At 43.8% G+C, this 20,181-nt stretch carries 19 protein-coding genes and 3 tRNA genes; 16 read left to right on the forward strand and 6 right to left on the reverse strand.

The genetic code is table 11. The features are described from left to right. Positions 1 to 421: 421 nt before the first annotated feature. From ACZ449_RS02360 to ACZ449_RS02370, 3 genes are read left to right on the forward strand one after another with little or no spacing between them, the layout of a single operon-like run. The gene (locus ACZ449_RS02360; protein ID WP_464259476.1) at positions 422 to 1,474 is read left to right on the forward strand and encodes an ABC transporter substrate-binding protein; all 1,053 of its coding nucleotides are present in this window, start codon (positions 422 to 424) and stop codon (positions 1,472 to 1,474) included. A gap of 28 nt (positions 1,475 to 1,502) precedes the next feature. After that, the gene (locus tag ACZ449_RS02365) at positions 1,503 to 2,288 is read left to right on the forward strand and encodes an ABC transporter ATP-binding protein (RefSeq protein ID WP_464259477.1); all 786 of its coding nucleotides are present in this window, start codon (positions 1,503 to 1,505) and stop codon (positions 2,286 to 2,288) included. 5 nt (positions 2,289 to 2,293) lie between these two features. Continuing rightward, positions 2,294 to 3,076, forward strand: coding sequence for an ABC transporter permease (locus ACZ449_RS02370; RefSeq protein ID WP_464261800.1), 783 nt, complete (start codon positions 2,294 to 2,296; stop codon positions 3,074 to 3,076). Positions 3,077 to 3,087: 11 nt separating this feature from the next. Here the strand turns inward: ACZ449_RS02370 and ACZ449_RS02375 are convergent, their stop codons facing one another. The 3 genes from ACZ449_RS02375 to ACZ449_RS02385 all read right to left on the reverse strand — a co-directional run bounded on the left by ACZ449_RS02375 (position 3,088) and on the right by ACZ449_RS02385 (position 8,466). Continuing rightward, positions 3,088 to 6,222 (reverse strand): efflux RND transporter permease subunit, encoded by a 3,135-nt coding sequence (locus ACZ449_RS02375; RefSeq protein ID WP_464259478.1) that lies wholly within the window; start codon positions 6,220 to 6,222, stop codon positions 3,088 to 3,090. 11 nt (positions 6,223 to 6,233) lie between these two features. Further along, a complete protein-coding gene (locus tag ACZ449_RS02380; RefSeq protein WP_464261801.1) occupies positions 6,234 to 7,388 on the reverse strand; it encodes an efflux RND transporter periplasmic adaptor subunit in 1,155 nt (384 codons plus the stop codon). A gap of 187 nt (positions 7,389 to 7,575) precedes the next feature. Next, on the reverse strand, positions 7,576 to 8,466 hold the full coding sequence (locus tag ACZ449_RS02385; protein WP_464259479.1) for a LysR family transcriptional regulator: 891 nt from the start codon (positions 8,464 to 8,466) through the stop codon (positions 7,576 to 7,578). Between the two features lie 388 nt (positions 8,467 to 8,854). Here ACZ449_RS02385 and ACZ449_RS02390 point away from each other — a divergent pair, with 388 nt between their 5' ends. The 3 genes from ACZ449_RS02390 to nifU all read left to right on the forward strand — a co-directional run bounded on the left by ACZ449_RS02390 (position 8,855) and on the right by nifU (position 9,987). Continuing rightward, positions 8,855 to 9,034: a hypothetical protein gene (locus ACZ449_RS02390; protein WP_464259480.1), complete on the forward strand. Its 180-nt coding sequence runs from the start codon at positions 8,855 to 8,857 to the stop codon at positions 9,032 to 9,034. A gap of 32 nt (positions 9,035 to 9,066) precedes the next feature. Next, on the forward strand, positions 9,067 to 9,372 hold the full coding sequence (locus ACZ449_RS02395; RefSeq protein WP_464259481.1) for a hypothetical protein: 306 nt from the start codon (positions 9,067 to 9,069) through the stop codon (positions 9,370 to 9,372). 216 nt (positions 9,373 to 9,588) lie between these two features. Next, positions 9,589 to 9,987: a Fe-S cluster assembly scaffold protein NifU gene (nifU, locus tag ACZ449_RS02400; RefSeq protein ID WP_464259482.1), complete on the forward strand. Its 399-nt coding sequence runs from the start codon at positions 9,589 to 9,591 to the stop codon at positions 9,985 to 9,987. Positions 9,988 to 10,369: 382 nt separating this feature from the next. Here nifU and ACZ449_RS02405 read toward each other — a convergent pair whose 3' ends face one another. Continuing rightward, a complete protein-coding gene (locus tag ACZ449_RS02405; protein ID WP_464259483.1) occupies positions 10,370 to 10,702 on the reverse strand; it encodes a winged helix-turn-helix transcriptional regulator in 333 nt (110 codons plus the stop codon). Positions 10,703 to 10,829: 127 nt separating this feature from the next. Here ACZ449_RS02405 and ACZ449_RS02410 point away from each other — a divergent pair, with 127 nt between their 5' ends. Next, entirely contained in the window at positions 10,830 to 11,501 is a 672-nt protein-coding gene (locus tag ACZ449_RS02410) for a flavodoxin family protein (RefSeq protein ID WP_464259484.1), read from the forward strand. Positions 11,502 to 11,642: 141 nt separating this feature from the next. On the opposite strand, the gene ACZ449_RS02415 is transcribed toward ACZ449_RS02410, so the two are convergent. Next, positions 11,643 to 12,365 carry an SIMPL domain-containing protein gene (locus tag ACZ449_RS02415; RefSeq protein ID WP_464259485.1) on the reverse strand — a complete coding sequence of 241 codons (723 nt, stop codon included), beginning with the start codon at positions 12,363 to 12,365 and terminating at the stop codon, positions 11,643 to 11,645. A 186-nt stretch (positions 12,366 to 12,551) separates the two neighbouring features. Between ACZ449_RS02415 and ACZ449_RS02420 the strand changes: the two genes are divergently transcribed. Together ACZ449_RS02420 and speE are read left to right on the forward strand one after the other, a co-directional pair. Beyond that, entirely contained in the window at positions 12,552 to 13,073 is a 522-nt protein-coding gene (locus tag ACZ449_RS02420) for a YmaF family protein (protein WP_464259486.1), read from the forward strand. 182 nt (positions 13,074 to 13,255) lie between these two features. Further along, entirely contained in the window at positions 13,256 to 14,092 is an 837-nt protein-coding gene (speE, locus tag ACZ449_RS02425; RefSeq protein WP_464259487.1) for a polyamine aminopropyltransferase, read from the forward strand. A 111-nt stretch (positions 14,093 to 14,203) separates the two neighbouring features. On the opposite strand, the gene ACZ449_RS02430 is transcribed toward speE, so the two are convergent. Beyond that, positions 14,204 to 15,316: an aminopeptidase gene (locus tag ACZ449_RS02430; protein WP_464259488.1), complete on the reverse strand. Its 1,113-nt coding sequence runs from the start codon at positions 15,314 to 15,316 to the stop codon at positions 14,204 to 14,206. A gap of 167 nt (positions 15,317 to 15,483) precedes the next feature. Here ACZ449_RS02430 and ACZ449_RS02435 point away from each other — a divergent pair. From ACZ449_RS02435 to ACZ449_RS02465, 7 genes are all read left to right on the forward strand, one after another. Then, positions 15,484 to 15,559, forward strand: a tRNA-Asn gene (locus ACZ449_RS02435). 2 nt (positions 15,560 to 15,561) lie between these two features. After that, positions 15,562 to 15,636 (forward strand) — tRNA-Glu (locus ACZ449_RS02440). 71 nt (positions 15,637 to 15,707) lie between these two features. Continuing rightward, positions 15,708 to 15,783 (forward strand) — tRNA-Val (locus ACZ449_RS02445). 176 nt (positions 15,784 to 15,959) lie between these two features. Then, entirely contained in the window at positions 15,960 to 17,576 is a 1,617-nt protein-coding gene (locus ACZ449_RS02450) for an ATP-binding protein (RefSeq protein WP_464259489.1), read from the forward strand. A 63-nt stretch (positions 17,577 to 17,639) separates the two neighbouring features. Further along, positions 17,640 to 18,155 (forward strand): 3H domain-containing protein, encoded by a 516-nt coding sequence (locus ACZ449_RS02455; RefSeq protein ID WP_464259490.1) that lies wholly within the window; start codon positions 17,640 to 17,642, stop codon positions 18,153 to 18,155. Positions 18,156 to 18,278: 123 nt separating this feature from the next. Next, the gene (locus tag ACZ449_RS02460) at positions 18,279 to 19,613 is read left to right on the forward strand and encodes an MFS transporter (RefSeq protein WP_464259491.1); all 1,335 of its coding nucleotides are present in this window, start codon (positions 18,279 to 18,281) and stop codon (positions 19,611 to 19,613) included. Positions 19,614 to 19,714: 101 nt separating this feature from the next. Next, a complete protein-coding gene (locus tag ACZ449_RS02465; RefSeq protein ID WP_464259492.1) occupies positions 19,715 to 20,104 on the forward strand; it encodes a zinc ribbon domain-containing protein in 390 nt (129 codons plus the stop codon). The last annotated feature ends 77 nt before the right edge of the window (positions 20,105 to 20,181 follow it).

Here is a 20,181-nt window from a genome sequence, read left to right on the forward strand (position 1 = left end):
CCAAAAGCTGAAAAGCCGGGCGATATTCCTAAAATCCGTAAACTCGCTACGCTCAAACAGTACGGATTTTTTAACGGAATACCACCTGGCTTTTCTCCTGCGGAACGCTTTTTCCGGCAAAGGCCGAGGGGTTACGGGAGTTACGAGGGGTGTCGGCCTCCTGTGCCGGGTTTTATACTTGACATCCCTTGTTTTATAAGGCCTCCATAACTCTCAACAACATATACTTTCTTATCTTATAAAAAATACCGGCAGGATTCCTGCCGGTATTTTCTATGAGCTTTTTAAGGTAAGCAGCAGGACTAAGGAAGGATTTTACCTTTTAGTGAAGAAAAGTACAAAAGTATTCCAATTAGCGTCCGGGCTGTTATTGGTGAATAACTTGGACATAATTATTTCACGAAAGACAAGGGGGACTACAATGAACCGGAAGTATTTGTGGGTGATTGCTAGTATTTTAATGCTATCCTTACTGATGGCCGCGTGCGGTAAAACGCCGGAAGCTGCTAAACAAAATGCGCCGACGGAAACGAAAAAACTCAGTATTGGACTGCTCAAATTGACCAGCTCAGCACCGGTGTTTATTGGTATAGAAAAAGGTTTTTTTAAAGAGGAAGGTCTTGATCTTGATGTACAGTGGTTTGAGGCTGCACATCCGATTGCTGTAGCAACTGCCTCCAATAAGGTGGACATTGGCGCTACCGGTATTACTGCTAGTCTTTACAACATGGTAACTGGCGGCCAGAAACTATCCATTGTGGCTGATAAAGGGCGGGAGCAAAAGGGATATTCCTCATCAGCACTACTAGTCGCCAGCAATTTGTGGGGGCAAGGGATACAAAATATTGAGCAAATGAAGGGCAAACGTATTGGCATAACCCAGACAGGATCAACCTATCATTATATGATTGGCCGGTTGCTGGAGGCCAAAGGCTTGTCGTTAACTGATGTAGAGATTGTGCCGCTTGGCAAAATGGGCGCGCTCATGGCCGCATTACAGAGTAAGCAAATAGATGCTGTTATTTTAAATGAGCCTAATATCAGTGCAGTACTCGCTGCCGGCTATGGTAAACTTGTTAGCCAGGTGGGTGATGTGATTGATTATCAGACCTCAGGTATCTTTTTTTCACCAGAGTTGATGAAAGATAAGGTAAATGCTGTGCGTTTTCTCAAAGGGTATATTAAAGCCAGCAGATACTATTATGATGCCGTGTTGACCCAAAAGGGCGGCAAGGTAGTGCCTGGCCCCAACTATGATGAGGTTGTCGGCATTATTGCTAAATATACTGGCGCCCCAGTAAATGATGTCAAAACCGGGCTACCCTATATGGATAGAGATGGGAAATTGTTGACTAACGATATTCAGACACAGATTGATTGGTATGCAAGTCATAAGATGCTGGAGAAGTCGCTTAATGCCAGTCTGGTAACAGATACTGCTTTATTCGAAGAAGCCTTAAAACAAGTGAAATAAAGGTAAAATGGTAAGCGGGGGAGACTGCATGAAGGTTGTTATTGAACAAGTGGGGAAATGCTATCAGAGGTCGGACGGACAGATAATAACGGCGCTATCAGACATTGACCTTACCATTCATAGTGAGGAGTTTGTTGTATTGGTTGGGCCCAGCGGCTGTGGTAAGTCAACGCTCCTTACTATGGTGGGAGGGCTGTTAAGCCCGAGCTCAGGTACTATCTATGTAGAAGGATTGGAATCGGATCGTGATCCGGTAGTGGGTATGGTTTTTCAGGAAATTGGGCTGTTTCCCTGGCGTACAGTTGTTCAGAATATTGCTTTTGGTCTGGAAGAAACAAAGCTTACCAAAGGAGAAATTGCAAACCGGGTTCGACATTATATTGAACTGGTAGGGCTGCAAGGGTTTGAGAATTCACTGCCGCGCCAATTATCAGGTGGTATGCGCCAGCGGGTGGGGATAGCCCGGGCGCTGGCCATTCAGCCGGATTTGCTTTTAATGGATGAACCCTTCTCAGCGCTTGATGCGCAAACTAGGACGCTGATGCAGGAAGAGTTATTAAAGCTTTGGACAGCTACCCGCCTGAGCACGCTGTATGTAACCCACAATATTGAAGAAGCTGTTTATCTGGCCGATAGAGTGGTCGTGCTATCACGGCGACCTGGAAAAATTATTGACGTCATCAGCATTGATTTACCCCGGGAGGGACGGGACGCTGACACATGTGTTACCCAATTTAAGAACTATGCCAGTCAGATATGGCAACTCATTCGTAAAGATGCCGAAGAGGCCATAAGGGAGGGCGAAACTGCGTGAATGCCATGTATCGCCGGGCGGTTGTTAATCGCTTGGCATTTATTGATACTAAGCTGCCAGGCTGGGTAAGTACATTATCACTTATCGGTCTTATCATACTATGGGAAATCGTGTGTCGCGCAAGTTCGGTGCCAGAACTGTATTTGCCGTCACCGAGTGCAATATTGCTTACTGGTTGGGACATGCTTGCTAGCGGTGAGCTTTTAATCAATGCGAAAGCCAGTATGTACCGTATTGGCTGGGGCTTTGTCATTGGCAGTATTGCCGGTATAGTACTAGGACTTGCCACTGGTTTCTTTCGGTTGGCAGAGGCGGTGGGTAATCCGATTGTCCATGCGCTATATCCTATTCCCAAGATCGCACTGCTGCCGCTGATTATTTTATGGCTGGGAATTGGTGAGCTCTCGAAGGTAACAATTATTAGCCTAGGCGTTTTTTTCCCAGTTATAATTAATACTTATTCTGGCGTAAAAAATGTGGATCTTTTATTAATTAAAGCCGCCGTTGCCTTTAGGGCTAGTCGGCTTAGTATTATCCGCAAAGTTATTCTGCCAGGGGCTCTGCCAGTTATTTTTGCCGGACTTAAACTGGCGGCCGGAACTTCCTTGCTGCTGTTGGTAGCGGCTGAAATGATTGCAGCTAAAGAAGGGATTGGTGCCATGATTTTGCACTACGGTGATCTCATGCTGACCACCAAGCTTATGGTTGGCGTGCTGGCACTGTCGTTATTAGGAATTGCTTTCAATTATTCGCTAAATTGGTTGGAGAAACAGTTAGTTTCCTGGTGATAACATTGTGTTTAACGCAACTTTATCTGCTGACGGAAAGAATTTAATGTAGCTGTTATTTTTTCAATAACAACAAACAGCACTGGAATTAAAAATACCCCTAAAACCGTGGCCGTAAGCATACCGCCGACAACCGTCGTTCCCATAGCTTTCCTTGCGCCAGCACCGGCTCCGGTAGCGATTGCCAGAGGAATGCAGCCGATAATAAACGCTAGAGAGGTCATCAGAATCGGCCGCAAACGGATGGTAGCAGCCTCAATGGCTGCCTGTACAGGCTCCATGCCTTTATCCACCCGGACTTTGGCAAATTCTACGATTAATATAGCATTTTTGGCCATCAACCCCAGCAACATCACCAACCCAATTTGCATGTAAACGTTATTTTCTAAATGTCGTAGATACTGGAATAAAAATGCGCCGAAAATACCAGTGGGTATACAGAGAATAACAGCAAATGGAATGCTCCAACTTTCGTAAAGAGCCGTTAAACATAAGAACATAAACAATAAGGCTAGGCCAAATACGATAGGTGCGCGACCACCTGATATTTTTTCTTCGCGGCTTTGGTCGGCCCATTCATAACTAAAACTGCTCGGTAGTGTCTGAGCGGCTACTTCTTCCAAAGCAGCCAATGCCTGCCCTGAACTATAGCCGGGGGCAGGAGCGCCGCCAATCTTAATGGCTCGGTAGCCGTTGAACCGTTGAACCAGGGATGGACCGCTAACAGGCACCGGTTTTACCAGGGTATTCAGCGGTACCATTTTTCCGGTTGCGGTGCGTACGAAGAAGAACCGGCTGGCGTCTACATCATTTCGAAACTGGTTTTCAGCCTGGATTACCACTTTGTAGGTTCGGTCAAAAACATTGAAATCGTTGACTTCCAAGCCGCCCAGGAAAACTTGCAGAGCGTTAAATACATCGTCTACCGGAATGCCCAGCGTTTTTACTTTATCCCGGTCAACCTCAAAGCGGTAGCCAGGAGTATCTACTCGAAAATTAGAATAAACTGTTCCAATTTCCGGACGCTTGCGGGCGACGGCAAGAAACTCTTTGGAAACGCGGTCAATTTCTTCGTCGGAGTTGCTGCCCCGGCTTTCTAACATCAAAGTAAAGCCACCCATCGTACCGACGCCAGGCAGGGGAGGATAATTGAAGGCGAGCACTGTCGCTTCCGGTAGTGAGCGAGTGAGTGCTACTGTTTGACGAATTTCCTGGTCAATTTGTAGTTCGGGGGTTGTTCTTTCGTCCCAGTGGGTAAGGCCGACAAATATATTGGCGCTGTTCGGCTTGTTTGCTCTAGTTAGAGGATCAAGGCCGGTAACGATGGCAATATCCTGTACGCCGGGTTGCGAGCTGAGCAATTGGCCTATCTTTTTACTCGTTTCCTGTGTGCGATCCAGACTAGCCGCTTCCGGCAGATTTACGGAGTTAAGATAAAAACCCTGATCTTCGGGTGGAACAAAAGAAGTTGGCACGGCCCGAAATAATCCGACACTCGCAATCAGCAAGACCACGAGTAGAGTGATACATAGAACTGAGCGTTGAATTACCCTGACCAAACCTTTACCGTATCGATTCACCATATTTTCAAACCAGTCGTTGAATTTGACGAAAAATTTGCCGATCAATCCCGTATGCGCTCTGGGATTATAAGGCTTAAGCAATAATGAGCAAAGCGCTGGCGTCAGCGATAAGGCCACTACGGCTGATAACCCCATCGATATGGCAATGGTCAATGCAAATTGTTTGTATAATACGCCGACCATCCCGCCCAAAAAGGCCACCGGAATAAAGATCGACGCCAGTACAAAAGCAATGGCTACAACCGGGCCCGAAACCTCACTCATCGCCCGTATAGTGGCATCATGCGGACTAAGTCCGTTATAGCGCATATGATGCTCCACTGCTTCAATGACGACGATGGCGTCATCTACCACCAATCCGATAGTCAACACCATGGCAAACATGGTCAGGGTATTGATGGAAAAGCCCAGTGCCAAAAATGCGCTGAAGGTTCCGATCAGGGATACCGGGATGGCCAGCATGGGAATTAAAGTGGCCCGTGCGCTTTGCAAAAACACGAATACTACCAGTAGCACCAGTAATAAAGCCAGGACAAAAGTTATTACCACTTCTTTCAGAGATTCCCGTACAAATTTAGCCGTATCGATAAATACCTTGGAATCCATGTCAGGGGGAAACCGTTTGGTGGCATCCTCAATGACTTTTTTACAATTGCTCACTGTGTCCAATAGATTGGCATCAGTGGTTGGTTGAATCATGAAAAAGATTGCTGGATGGTCGTTAATGTCACAGGAAAAGCCATAGTTTCTACCGCCGATTTCGACCTTAGCTACATCTCCAAGTCGGACAAATGACCCATCTGGTTTTGAACGGATAATAATTTTGGCGAATTCTTCCGGTTCTGCTAAACGGCCTTGAACGGTGGCGGTATATTGGAATTCCTGGTTAAGTGATGGCCGCTGGCCGATAGTTCCGGCAGGCGCCTGGACGTTTTGCTCGTTGATCGCCTTGGAAATATCGCCGGTGGTAATGCCCAACCGGGCCATTTTGTCGGGCTTTAGCCATATCCGCATGCCGAAATCGGCACCATACTCGCTGATGTTGCCCACGCCTTTAACCCGTTTCAGGTCTTCAATGATATTAATATCACCGTAGTTTTTCATAAAGGTACTGTCATAGGTTCCATTCGGCGACCATAACGCAAAAATCAGAGCAAAATCCGACGACACCTTGCGGGCGGTGATACCAGCCTGCAAAACCGATTGCGGTAGAGAAGGATTAGCTTGTGCCACCCGGTTTTGTGTTTGCACAACCGCTAAATCCGCGTCTTTCCCTAATTCAAACTGGATATCCAGTTGATAAGAACCCGAATCAGCACTAGTTGATAGCATGGATGACATATTTTCGATACCATTAATCTGCTGTTCGAGGACCTGAGCAACTGTTTTCTCCAACACCTGAGAATTAGCCCCGCGATAGTTGGTGTCGACGCTAACGTGTGGCGGAGTAATCTGGGGATACCGGTCAATCGGCACATTGAAAGCGGCAATCAAACCGACCAGAGTAATAATTACTGACAATACTATGGCAAAAATCGGATGTTTGATAAAAAAAATCGACACAGACCGCCCTCCTAATTCTTAGCTGCACTTTGCAGTTCATTTTGGTTTATCATTTCTATACTGAGGAGTGTTCCCGGCGGGGTCTTAGTAAAGCCTTCTACTATGACACGATCGGCTGTTGTTAACCCTTCCTCTATCACCCACAAGTTGCCAACATGCGGTCCCAATTTTACCGGGCGCGGTTCAGCCTTGTCGTCCGCTCCAACAATGGTAACAAAAGTTTTTCCTAACAGTTGCTGCACGGCCCGTTGTGGAATCACTAAAGCCCCATGACGAAGTTCACCCTGCGCCACGATACGGGCGAACATGCCAGGCATAAGCACCTCTTGAGGATTATCAAAAGCCGCTTTCATCGTGAGTGTCGCTGTGTCTTGCGCCATGCCGCGATCCACCTGTTCAATATGTCCTGTAAGCGGAAACTGTGAACCATCGCTAAGAATCAGTTTCAGATTGTTTCCCCATTCTGTTGGCGAAGCACCACGCCCAACTTGGGTAAATCGCAGATACTCGTTTTCGCTCATGCTAAATTGGATGAAGATGGGGTCTACCGAGGATAGGGTAGCGATTACCGTCTGGCCAGCCTGAACAAAACTGCCAACGCTAAGGTCGTTTACATCAATGCGGCCGCTGAAAGGGGCTACAATTAACGTATCTTGTAAATCGGCTTCTGTTAGTTGCACTCGCGCCCGATTAGCATTTACCTGAGCAGCATTTTGTCGTTCCGATGATAATGCAGTATCGAGTGTCTGGGTAGGGATTGCTTGTTGAGCAGCAAGCTTTTGATATCGCATAGTATCCAGCTGGGCATTACTTAGTGTTGCCTCTGACTGTGCCAGCTGAGCTTGGTTCGTAAGTAAAGCTGCTTCATACTGACGACGGTCAATTTGAAATAATGGCTGTCCCTGAGTAATCTTATCTCCGCCGGTTACCATTTTTTCTACAATATTGCCGGACACTTTTGCGCGAATTTGTACTTCATTTTTTGCTATCACCTGGCCGATAAATTCGTATGTAACCGGGGTATCCCGTTGGACTACCTGCATTGCTTTAACTTTAACGGCTGGAGGAGCTTGCGCCACCGGCCGACTGCCGCAGCCGGCTATTGCTATCACGATCATGGCACTTAAACTAATAAAAAAAAATTTCCCACTTCGACGTGTGAAAATCAATGGGTATCCCTCCTTGTATGAATTGCATGTGATCTTTGGCTATCTCCCGGAATTGTTTCTAATTATATCAATCCGAATTTCATATGTATAATACTAAAATGGTCTTGATTTTATATGGAAAAAATATAATGTATAAAAAATATGAACCCCCTACACCAAATCAGGTGCAGGGGGTTCATATTCGTTATTGTGCCTCAGCAAATATATCGATAAAATGCCGGGCGGCAGCTGATAGATACCGATTTTTCAGCCAGACGCTTGCAACAGTCGTTGTTCGTAGTGGTGGTTCGACAATGTCCTTGCATATTAAATTACGACAAGGTATCAGGCTTGCGGCGGATTTTTGTACAATTGCCACACCAAGTCCGACATTCGCCCATGACAGCATCGACCTAATATCATCATGAGTACAAAGGATTCTTGGTTTAAGACCGAGTTGTCGATAAAAGTCCAAGAGCTTCACCTCATATTTACGGTGTACGATCAGTGGCATATCAGCGAGATCTGCTAAACGTACCGAATCGATTGATGCATTTGTATTCCATTTCGGAGCAAACACGGCTGCAATCGGTTCATTAGGCAAAGTGATTGCGGAATATGTTTCTAAATCAGTAGGACTTCTCGTAATACCGATTTCTATGACCCCTCTTATTAATAATTCCTCGATTTTGTAGAAATCGTCTTCCCATAATTGAAAGTTGACTTCCGGATAACAATCGTGGAATTTAAGTATTTGCTCCAACAAAAAGGTGGAGCCTAAGGTACAACCCCATGGCATTGCCAATCCAACTGCTAAGGTTCCTTGCAAGCCATCTGCTACATCTTTTACTTCTTTTTCAGTTTGATCAATCAATCCCAGTATTTGCTCTGCACGGCTACGTAACACATGTCCTGCATTGGTTAACTTGATTTTACGGCTGCCGCTTCTTTCAACTAATTGAACTCCCAGTTCGGTTTCAAACAGTTTAAGCTGCTGGCTAAGTGGTGGTTGAGCCATGTGTAAATTTTTGGCGGCCTTAGTGATTTGTCCTTCTTCTGCGACCGCAAGGAAATATTGAAGCCTTCTGATATCCATTAAAAAATCTCCTTCTGATAAATTTCATATTTATTTTCATATAATATAAAGACGTTTTTTGTATTATGCATATGAAATCCTTTCGGGTATATTATATATAAACTCTCAAACATAGTCAAAGACAGCGGTATAGGACGTAATTTCTGAGATCTGTGATTTAAACCATCAAATAGATAAAGTTAAGATTTGAAAAAATGCAAAGGAGATGTGGGAAGATGAAAAGAATTTATTTTGACCATGCACCTACTACGCCGATTGATAATGAATATTGTTATAAAGGCGGGGATGTCTGAATGACACTAAGCCAAAGGATTCGAAGTTTTGACGGTGCTGTCGCAATTAGATTATGAGATTTTCGCCACAACTGTTAAGAATCAAAAAGAAAATAATGGAGCTGGCTAAATCAGGGCCATCAGAGAATTTTGCTATCAAAGCGTTAGACACAATTGCCAGGAATGAAGCAATCATTGTTATCTCTGAACGGGCTAAGCTGTTTGGCGGATTAAGCGATTATATCGAACATGGAGCCCCGAAGGCCCGGTTACCACCGTATCTGGCTGACAACTGATAATGTTAAAATTTCAAAGGAGTTGAAGTATAGTGAGAAAAACCGTAGTAACATTTCTACTGATTACTATAATGGTAAGTGTGAGTTCCGGTATTTGCTTTGCCGAAGACGGCGATGGCTCTCAGGCGTATGCCGAGGAGCAAGCCGGCATTGCGGAGATGATCAAACCTGTCGTATACGACCGAGATTATCCGCAATGGGGATTTCGAACCCACTCATGGATCACCGGTACCGGTAGCGAAACGATTGCCCATACTCAACTAATTGATAAGGCTAATGGCGCGGTGATCAAGGAAGTGAGCACGCACTGTAATTATGTAGATTACAGCGGCGATTAAAGTCTCCAACTGCAACATCAAAAAAGAAGAGAAAGATCGGCTAGGTATTAACTTATCACTAAGCGATGCTTGATAAAAGCAAGTGAAAGTTCTCATTGTAAACAGCAAAATTTTGTCGTAGGCAACCAGGAACAACTTGCCTGCGACAAATTTTTCTGAAAGACGAAGCTACAGGTAGGCAACATACATTAACTTAATCGAAGGGAGATATCAATCATGTATACCGAAAAAGTAATGGATCATTTTACAAATCCACGCAATGTGGGTGAAATAGAAAATGCCAGTGGTATTGGCGAAGTGGGCAATCCTAGATGCGGCGATATCATGAGGATTTATGTAGATATTGAAAATGACATTATTAAAGATGCTAAGTTTAAGACTTTTGGCTGCGGTGCCGCTATTGCTACAAGCAGTATGGTAACTGAATTAGTAAAAAACAAAACTTTAGCTGAAGCTTTGAAGATTTCAAATGAAGTTGTCGCTGAGGCGCTTGATGGTCTTCCACCAGTTAAGATGCATTGTTCCAATTTAGCAGCTGATGCATTACAGGAAGCGATTAAAGACTATATGCATAAAACAGGAAAGTGCTCTTTGACGAGAGTCGAAGAAGAATAATAATTTTCAGGGTGGGGGAATTCGTAATTGAAACAGGATTCAGTATCGTTAGCCTGCTAGAGCCAACAGCAACGCAAGAGGCAGAGGCATTAAGTGAAGAACTAAAAAATGAGCGAAGGAGACCCCCTTTCCTTATCATAAAAGCACAAAAATAAAGACTAATTGCGATGTAATAAATGAACGTTTTTAAGACGGTTTGGCGAATTGAATTTTGACGATTGCCCAATAATAGAAAAAAATCTATCCATCTATCGACAGGTCGGTAGATGGATAGATTTTTTTCTTAAGAGACGCATATGAGTAGTCAAACCCAAAGATAAGGTAAATAGCCATTTTTATTGTGCCTAAGATTCGTCCCCAGAGCAGCGGGCAGCGTTTTTTTTCAACCTTTTTCCAGTAATATTTGTTCTTTCCCCCACTCTTGAATGGTCAGTATGGCGGGAACAAGCTTTTTTGCATGCTCCGTTAGAAAATATTCAACATGTGGTGGTATTTCCGAATGCTGAATACGTTTGACAAGGCCATATTCTTCTAAATCCTGTAAGGACCGTGTGAGCATAATGTTAGTGATTCCATGCAATTGTTTTTTTAATTGGTTGTAACGCAAACCACCATTCAATAAGTGCCATATAATGGGTAGCCTCCATTTTCCGCCGATAATGTTTAGTGCGTGCAACATCGGGCAATCATCACCATAGATGTTTTTCTTATTCATTTGTAAACATCTCCTTAACTAATTAAGGGCACAAAAAAGTGCGTACTTGTTTATTTGTTCCTGATTAGTATAATGATTCTATAAGTTAAAATCAATTATGTTAGGGAAAGGAAGATGATCTAATTATATGAAAGTAATTGCTATCAACGGAAGTCCTAGGAAAACATGGAATACCGCTACATTATTGCAAAAAGCTCTTGATGGGGCTAAATCTGTGGGTGCGGATACGGAAATCATACATTTATATGATTTGAATTTTAAGGGCTGCACCAGTTGCTTTGCCTGTAAAAGAAAAGACAACAGGCATATTGGACAGTGTGCCATGAAAGATGACCTGACGAGTGTCTTAGATGAAATTTCAGAATGTGATGTCTTACTGTTGGGTTCACCTATATATTTTGGTAATGTCACCGGAGAGATGCACTCCTTTTTAGAACGCCTGCTATTTGCAAAAATGACCTACAATGTTGGTCATGGATCAATTTTCAAAGGTAAGGTGTCTTCAGGATTCATCTATACGATGAATGTCCCAGAGGACATCTCTGCAATGAATGTCCCCAAGGAACTTGTGAAACATTTAAACTATGAAGCTGTATTTCACTACTACGAATATTGTTTGCAAAGATTAAATGGAACCTCAGAATTTATGCTATCTACTGATACCTACCAGTTTGATGATTATTCCAAGTATGAAGCCTCAATGTTCGACGCAAAACACAAGTCCCAAGTTAAACTAGAACAGTACCCCATCGACTGCCAAAAAGCTTTTGACATGGGCGCTAGGCTGGCAGTCATCTAAATCAGCAGAAAGTTTCCGATGACCAGTTTATTTTTATTCAGTCGGCAGTGTAGCCCATTGGTTCGCTATGATGATCAGTGCTTAATCATGAAAAATTTGGGGCCGTGTTTCAGCACAGCCCCTTTTTTCATGTGTATTAACTTACTCTAACTCTACTATAACCTGCACATTGGCTGATAATTGAACCAGTCCGGCAGAGATAGGCGTTGCTGCCAGATTATCGGCCATACTTTTACTGTATAGACGGGTTGCTACCTCTGGCGATTGAAAATTGACACCGTTTTCATTTACGGACTTGACCCGTACTACCCGTTTGTTTAAGGCGGCGGCTATGGCGTCGGCTTTGCTTATGGCATTGCGGACAGCTTGGGCGAGAGCGGCATTTCTAACCCCGTCTTCATCTTTTTTGCCAAACCGAATGGTATTGACCTGGTTAGCACCGGCATTGAGGGCGCTATCGATAACATCACCGGCTTTATCTGGCAAAGTGGTTACCAGGATGCTGTTGGTAATCTGATAACCCTTAATAGTCGGTGTGCGACGGCCATTGTCGTCATTATTATAGATTGGCGTTACCGCATAATGCGCTGTCTTTATGTATTCATCTTTAATTCCCAGACTTTCTAGCGATTGCCGGATGCTTGTAGAGACTGCCGCATTTTTGGCTTGGGCGGCAGCAATGGTTTCTGCTTCGGTTACTGTACCTAGATTAATATAAACAATATCGGGGGTGATTTCCTCTTGGTAATTACCACTTACCTGTACTTCGGTAGCATTAGGGTTTGTCTCTGAGGCCAGAGCAACAGGCAGTGTGGTTGCCACTAGCAGTAGTACTAAACTTAAAAATTTGACGAATTTGAACATGATCATCAGCTCCTTTACCCATATAAACGAGTAAGCTAAGCAAAAGTAACGAAGAAAATATGAAAATATGAAAAATGATATGATTTCAGACACAGTGGGCAGCGTAGTCAATTGATAAGAGTGGTGGCAAAGAAGGTGCTTGTGGCATAAGATATGGTGTGAAAACATTTTGGAGGTGCGAGGACTATGCCTATTAGTGAAGAAGATCGCAAACCCAAGCATCATCATCACCATCCTGATGAATATGAGATAATGCCCCATGTTCATACTTATATAACGGAAGTTGATGTGGCAGATGACCATCAGCATATTATTATGGGGGTAAGCGGTCCAGCAAAAGACAAAGGAAGAAGCCATATACACCGGATACATGGCCGGACTTCATTTATATGTGAAGAAGGGGAAGGCGGTCACTGGCATACAGAGGATGTTATGACAGGACCAGAAATTGAAATGCCGGAAGGCAACCATGTTCACTACTTTGACGGCATGACTAGTGAAGATGACAATCATTGCCATAGCTTTACTGGTGCTACTGGTCTTGGACCATGTTGTGACCTAGACACAGAAGATGAATGTGAAGAAGAAGAATACGAAGATGAGTGCGCAGAAGACATCGAAGATCCGTGTGAAGACGTATGTGAGATGCCGGTAAAAAATATACCTAAATACAAGTATAAATATGGTAAGCGTCCTGACGAAAAATAGTATGCTAACCTCACGAAAAGCTGTCAGTATTTGCTGATGGCTTTTTGTTAAATATAAGGCTCGGACATCTCTTTTGCTGCAGCAGCTTTTACTATGGTAATTTTTGTGGTATAATTTTCATTTATATAAATGATATAAGTTAGACAAGCTGTAGAAGCTAATATATAGGGGGGATTATACAAATGGAGCTATGGTATACTGAGTACCAAACTAAGAATTTAGGTCTTGCTGCCCGAATCAAGGAAACATTATACTCGGGAAAGTCTGAGTTTCAAGAGGTTGCAGTAGTTGAGGCCTATGAGTTTGGGCGGATGTTAGTACTTGATGGTGTTTTTCAGACCTCGATATTTGACGAGTTCATTTATCATGAAATGATTGCGCATGTTCCCTTATTTGTTCATCCCAATCCCAAAACTGTTTTGGTTATTGGCGGTGGGGATGGCGGTACAATTCGTGAGGTAGTTAAGCACCAATCGGTGGAAGTGGCCGAAATGGTGGAGATTGACGGTTTGGTGGTGGAAGTTAGTAAAAAATATTTGCCGGAAATCAGTTCGGCCTTAAATGACAATCATCCTAAGCTGCACCTCAAGATTGGTGATGGCATTAAACATATGCAGGAAGTAGAAAATAAATATGATGTCATTATTGTAGATTGTTCTGATCCTATTGGGCCTGGAAAAGGATTGTTTACCCACGAATTTTATAAGAATGTGCACAAGGCGCTAAAACCAGATGGTTTGTTCGTACAGCAGACGGAGTCGCCTTTTTATCATCAAGATCTTATTAGGCAGCTCACCAAAGACATTACCTCAATGTTTCCGATAACCCGTTTATATTTGGCTAGTATTCCCTTGTATCCAGGCGGACTACATTGTTTTACCATCGGTTCTAAAGAGTATGATCCGGTTAGCGTTGATCTTGCTCGCATTCCGGAAAACATCGATACACGCTATTATAACCGGGAGTTGCAAAAAAGCTGCTTTGCTTTGCCAAACTTTGTGAAGGAATTAGTGAGATAAGCCACTAGGGAAAAAAGCGAGATTGCCGCGCGGGCGCTCGCAATGACATAGGGAAGCTTGTGCTCCTATGATTATTGCAAGCGAACGGGCAGCAATCTCGGGTTTTAACAGTTACATTAGATTTTCGGGGTTTAAGCCTTCTAGTTCGGGCAGTACAAACTGTCCATTCTTACGGATAAGTGTATCGTCAAACCAAATTTCACCACCACCGTATTCGGCTGTTTGAATACAGACAAGATCCCAGTGGATGACAGACTTGTTACCATTAAAGGCAACATCATAGGCGTTGCCAGGGGTGAAATGGAAGCTTCCTTTGATTTTCTCATCAAATAAGATATCCTTCATCGGTTTTTCAATATAAGGATTTACTCCTAGCGCAAACTCACCAATATAACGGGCACCCTCATCAATATCAAAAACCTTATTAATTTTTTCGGTATCATTGGCAGTGGCTTTGATGATCTTGCCGTTCTTGAACTCCAGGCGAATATTTTCATAGGTAAATCCTTGATACACGGAGGGCGTGTTATAACTGAGGACACCATTTACCGAGTCTTTTACCGGGGCGGTATACACTTCACCATCAGGTATATTTCTCAGTCCGGAACATTTTACTGCTGGTATATCTTTAATTGAAAACGTAAGCTCAGTATCAGGTCCGGTGATTTTTACTTTGTCGGTTTTCTCCATTAGCGCAATCAATGGGTCCATGGCTTTGGCCATTTTTGCATAATCAAGATTGCACACCTTGAAGTAAAAGTCTTCAAAGGCTTCGGTGCTGGAATTGGATAATTGTGCCATCGAGGCATTTGGCCAGCGTAAGATACACCACTTAGTATGAGGCACACGCACGTCAAGATGCACTGGTTTTACCCAATTTTGTTGGTAGTTTTGTAATTGGGAGGCAGCGACATCCGCCATTTCTGCGATATTAAAGCTGGCTCGAAGGCCAAGATAGGCATCCATTTCTTTCATTCTCGCCTGCTCCCAAGAAGCAGCAAGGGTGAGTTGTTCGCTGGAAGCTTGCATAAGCAAGGCGCGCTGCAATTGGCTGTTTTTAATTTCGAGGAAAGGAATACCGCCAGCGGCGTAAGCCTCATCAACAAGTGCTTTAGCTAGTGGCAGCGCATCATCAAACATCTCAATTAATATTTTTTCGCCTGCGGCAAGATTGGTAGAATAGCCAATCAGGTTTTTGGCGAGGGTTTTTATGCGTGAATCCAAAGTAGTACCTCCTTAAAATTTGGTTATTGATACGTATTATACTATCAGTATTTGATGTTTTAACAAAAATATCCTTTGGAAACCTTAGCTTTCTTCAATAAAATAGCGTACAATAATACTTGCAATTTAAGTAGACCTATTATATAATTTATTATGTTAATGAAAATTCCTCGATAGCTCAGTTGGTAGAGCAATCGGCTGTTAACCGATTTGTCGTAGGTTCGAGTCCTACTCGAGGAGCCAAAGGCCCGTTGGTCAAGCGGTTAAGACACCGCCCTTTCACGGCGGTATCAGGGGTTCGAATCCCCTACGGGTCACCAGTGACGACATTCGACACTAGATGTTCGACGTTCGATAAACCATTGCCGAAAGTCGAAAATCGAATACGTACGGGCGATTAGCTCAGCTGGGAGAGCGCCTGCCTTACAAGCAGGATGTCGGCGGTTCGATCCCGTCATCGCCCACCACCAAGAAAGCAACAGATAAATCTGTTAGCTTTCTTTTTTAATTCTTACAGGGTATACAGTTTATGCCACAAAGGCATAGTGTGAGCCTTTGTGAAAAAAAACATAATCTAAATAATTGTACAGCAGGAGAAACTTGGAATTTGACGAACTGTGTCAGAAAAGGGTGGTGAGACTTGGTGCTGTTTTCCAAAAGTAGAAATAGGATAGCTATGACAGTTGTTGGAACTTTACTGTTAGTAATGATTATCGTACTAACCCTTAATTACTTTAAGTATCAGTACCAAGCAGTGGTGACAGGCGAGCGCGAAAGGCTTACCGTAATTGCCGATTACCTGGATTTGCGTCTAAACGCTCGTTTGGTCGGACTTAGTTTATTGGCGGCTCACCCTGATGTGCGTAGTCTTCAACCTGAACGGGTACAGTCAGATTTGCTGGCAGCTGCCAAGGTCTTAGATGTTGTTAATGTAGCCTTGTATAAGTATGATGGCAGCCTAATTAGTGATTGTTGCTCAGTTCCAGGTCAGATTAAATTTTCATTTGGTCAGCCATATTTTAAAAGGGATTTTAAGTCAGTGTTAACAGGCAGTTCGCATGTCTCTGAAAGGCTATTAAACAGCGATGTGGAAAATGCTTATGTGAGCCTGCAAGTCCCGGTGCTGGAAGAGGAGCAAGTGATTGCAGTATTAGCGGCCTATGTACCAATTAGTGATATATCATTGGCAGCATATCGGGAAGGGATGTCTAAGTCGCAGTATACGATGGTTGTGGATGGGAATGGTCAATTTATCCATCATCCCCGGCTGAATCAGATTTTTCCTGAAAGTCCATTGGTTAAACAACAGATGCAGGAGTTATTCTTACATAAAAACGGTGTTGTTAGGATGAATTCGGCTCTTGACGGAGTTGATACATTGTTTATTTATACTGATTTACATAATGCGCGCTGGCGAGTTGTAACTGCCATACGCATGGATGCTTTGTATAGCGGAGTTTTGCGCAAAACTCTGGCAGATGCGGAGAGTTTCATTTGGCTGGCAATTTGTTTTGGCCTTTTGTATGGTGTCAGACGTCAGGCTAGTTTCCATGAACGTGAGCGTGAACAGCTGCGCTTGGAACGAATGATGTGTGTCAACCAATTGACGGCAGGGATTGCTCATGAAATTAGAAACCCCCTCACATCAATCAAAGGCTTTATTCAGCTTATGGCTCGGCGTGGTGATAAGCCAGTTTCACCTGAACATCTTGAGATAATCATTTCTGAAATTGGGCGGATTGATAACTTAATTAGCGAATTTCAAATGTTGGCTAAGCCATTAAAAGAGACCTTATTTGAAAAAGTCGATGTATGCAAATTGTTACATGATGTGTTGTTGCTTATGGAAGGGCAATTTGATAATAAAAATATTGCTTTTAACTTACAACTGCCGCAATCAGATTGTTTGGCTCTTGGTGACATAGCCCAGCTCAAACAAGTGTTTATTAATCTTGTCAAAAATGCATTGGAAGCAGTGCCGGTTGACGGTAATGTTGCGGTAATAGTAAGTCGCCAGAAGGATATGATGGCGATAACAGTAGAAAATGATGGCGAGGGTATTTCGCCAGAGATTGTTGAAAAACTAGGAACACCGTTTTTCACAACTAAAGCAAACGGTACCGGTTTAGGCTTATCAGTGTGTTATAGTATTATCCAAAATCATGGTGGGAAAATTCTGATTTCCAGCCAGGCAGGCAGGCGAACAGCCTTTACAGTGCTAGTGCCAGCCGCGGATGATCAAGGGTGTTGCTACAAATAGTTTTGGTGTATACTATATAATTGAAATAAGTTGGCAAGTGAACAGGGGGGAGTGGTTTCTGTTATGGAAGCAAAAGAGCGGCGTGAGCAGATTGCCAGTTTGCTGCAACAAATTAGGCAGCCAATAACGGGAATGGCATTAGCAAAAAAACTTGGCGTAAGCCGGCAGGTTATTGTCGGTGATATTGCTATTTTGCGGGCGTCTGGTGTTGATATTTATGCTACTCCCCAAGGCTATGTTATTTTGCAAACTGCGGCACCTGCTGCTGTCAGAGCGAAATTTGCCTGTTGTCATGATACTAAGTGCATAGAGACCGAACTTGCCGTAATTATTGATAATGGCGGTCATGTTCTTGATGTTAGTGTTGAGCATCCTGTGTATGGCGAGATTAAGGCCAACTTAATGCTGGCTTCCCGGCGGGATTTAGCCGATTTTTTACATAAATCAGCGGAAAGCGGGGCTGCGCCGCTTTCACTTGTTACTGGTGGGGTGCATTTGCACACAATCGAAGCGCCCACAACCGCGGTTTTGCAGAAGATTGCTGCAGAACTTAAGGTGTTAGGGATATTGCTTGAATAAAAAAATGCTGCTGGCGTTTAGCCAACAGCATTTTTTTATTGAAAATAGTTGCCATTTTAACGTAGGGCCAGTATAATACATAGTATGACAAGACAGGTGTAAAGACAATGGGAGGCGAACGAGTTGGACGTTATTAGACGGTTAGAACAAATCCCAGTCAGCCGCTTCCATTACAAATTGCTGGCATTGACTGGACTGGGTTGGATGTTTGATGCTATGGATACTGGAATTATTGCTTTTGTATTGCCAGTATTAGCGAAGGAGTGGAGTTTAACGGGGGCCCAAATGGGTTTTATCGGCAGCATTGGTCTCCTGGGGATGGCTATTGGCGCGGTGCTGGGTGGTCTGGCGGCTGATAGATATGGGCGTAAGGCCGTATTCACGGTCACACTGTTGATGTATAGTGTAGCTACAGGATTATGTGGAGTAGCATGGAGTTATGAATCCTTACTTATGTTTAGATTCTTGGTAGGATTTGGCTTAGGCGGTGAACTGCCGGTAGCGGCTACGCTTATGACAGAGTACTCACCACCGGCAAGGCGTGGCCGCTTCATTGTATTATTGGAAAGTTTCTGGGGAGTTGGCTGGTTAGCGGCGGCGCTTATTTCGTATTTTGTTATTCCTCGCTTTGGTTGGCAAATGGCATTTTTCATTGGCGCAGTGCCGGCACTTTATGTGTTTTTTATTAGAATGGGAGTACCTGAATCTATCCGTTATCTTATCACTAAAGGACGTCACGCAGAGGCCTTGGAAATTGTGGCGAAAATAGAGCGCTCAGTCGGGATTGAATCAACTGTTCAGCCAGCGGCAACAAGCAATGTGGATTTGCCAAATCTTACTGAGGATAAGATAGCCTTTAAGGAATTATGGACTGGCAAGTTTGCCAAACGGACTATTATACTATGGATAATCTGGTTTGGTATTGTGTATTCTTATTATGGTATCTTTACTTGGCTTCCGTCACTCATGGTTCAGCAGGGACATACTGTTCTCAAAACATTTGAATATGTATTAATTATGACAGTGGCTCAATTGCCAGGGTATTTTAGCGCCGCCTATTTGGTTGACCGTATTGGCCGGAAGGCAACACTGGCAGGCTACTTGGCAATGAGTGCAGTTAGTGCGTATTTCTTTGGACAAGGCGGCAACGCAGAAACTGTGCTTCTCTGGGGCAGCTTGATGTCTTTCTTTAACCTGGGGGCCTGGGGGGTTGTATATACCTATACGCCAGAACTCTATCCTACGCGGATACGGGCGTTTGGTTCCGGATGGGCGGCGGCTGTCGGTCGCTTTGGCGGAATCTTGGCACCGACTATTGTTGGCTACATGATTGCGGGACCTCAGGGTTTTTCACAAGTGTTCACAATGTTTACGGGTGTTATGCTGGTGGTTGCTATCGCTGTATGGCTATTTGGTGAAGAGACCAAAGGCAAAGCTTTGGATGAGATAAGTAAATAGTGCAGAAAATACTAGGCGGTATCGTCCTAGTATTTTTTGATTGTTTGGCGAGGTCATGGTATAATTTGATGCATAGTGTTGGTTGAGGGGGAAGAGTGTGCATGATGATTATTAGTATGTTAGTAGGGGCTGTTGCCGCCTATTGGGTATATAATGATGCCAGGGGACGCGGTCATGATTTGGGAACAGCATTACTATGGTCTGTAGGGACAGTGGCTGCGTTATTTATCTTTTTGCCGCTGTATCTTCTTGTAGGCCGGAAGTCACCTGTGAAGCAGCGACCAAGTGCAGATATTATTGACATTGAGGCAACACTGGTAGAAGGGGAGACAATAAAATGCCCGATGTGCGCCGGTAGAATCAAAGAGGAATTCAAAGTCTGTCCCTACTGTGGATTTACGCTAAAGCCTGCCTGCCCTTCTTGTGGAAAAGAGCTTAATCGCGAATGGCGGGTGTGTCCTTACTGCCAGACAGCTACGGAAACCAAATAGTTTAAAGCAGGCTGATTTGTAGTATTGTATTTATGGCAGGAGTTTGGAATCTAATGGGAAAAAGATTATAATTTTAT

The organism is Desulfosporomusa polytropa, from assembly GCF_055380075.1.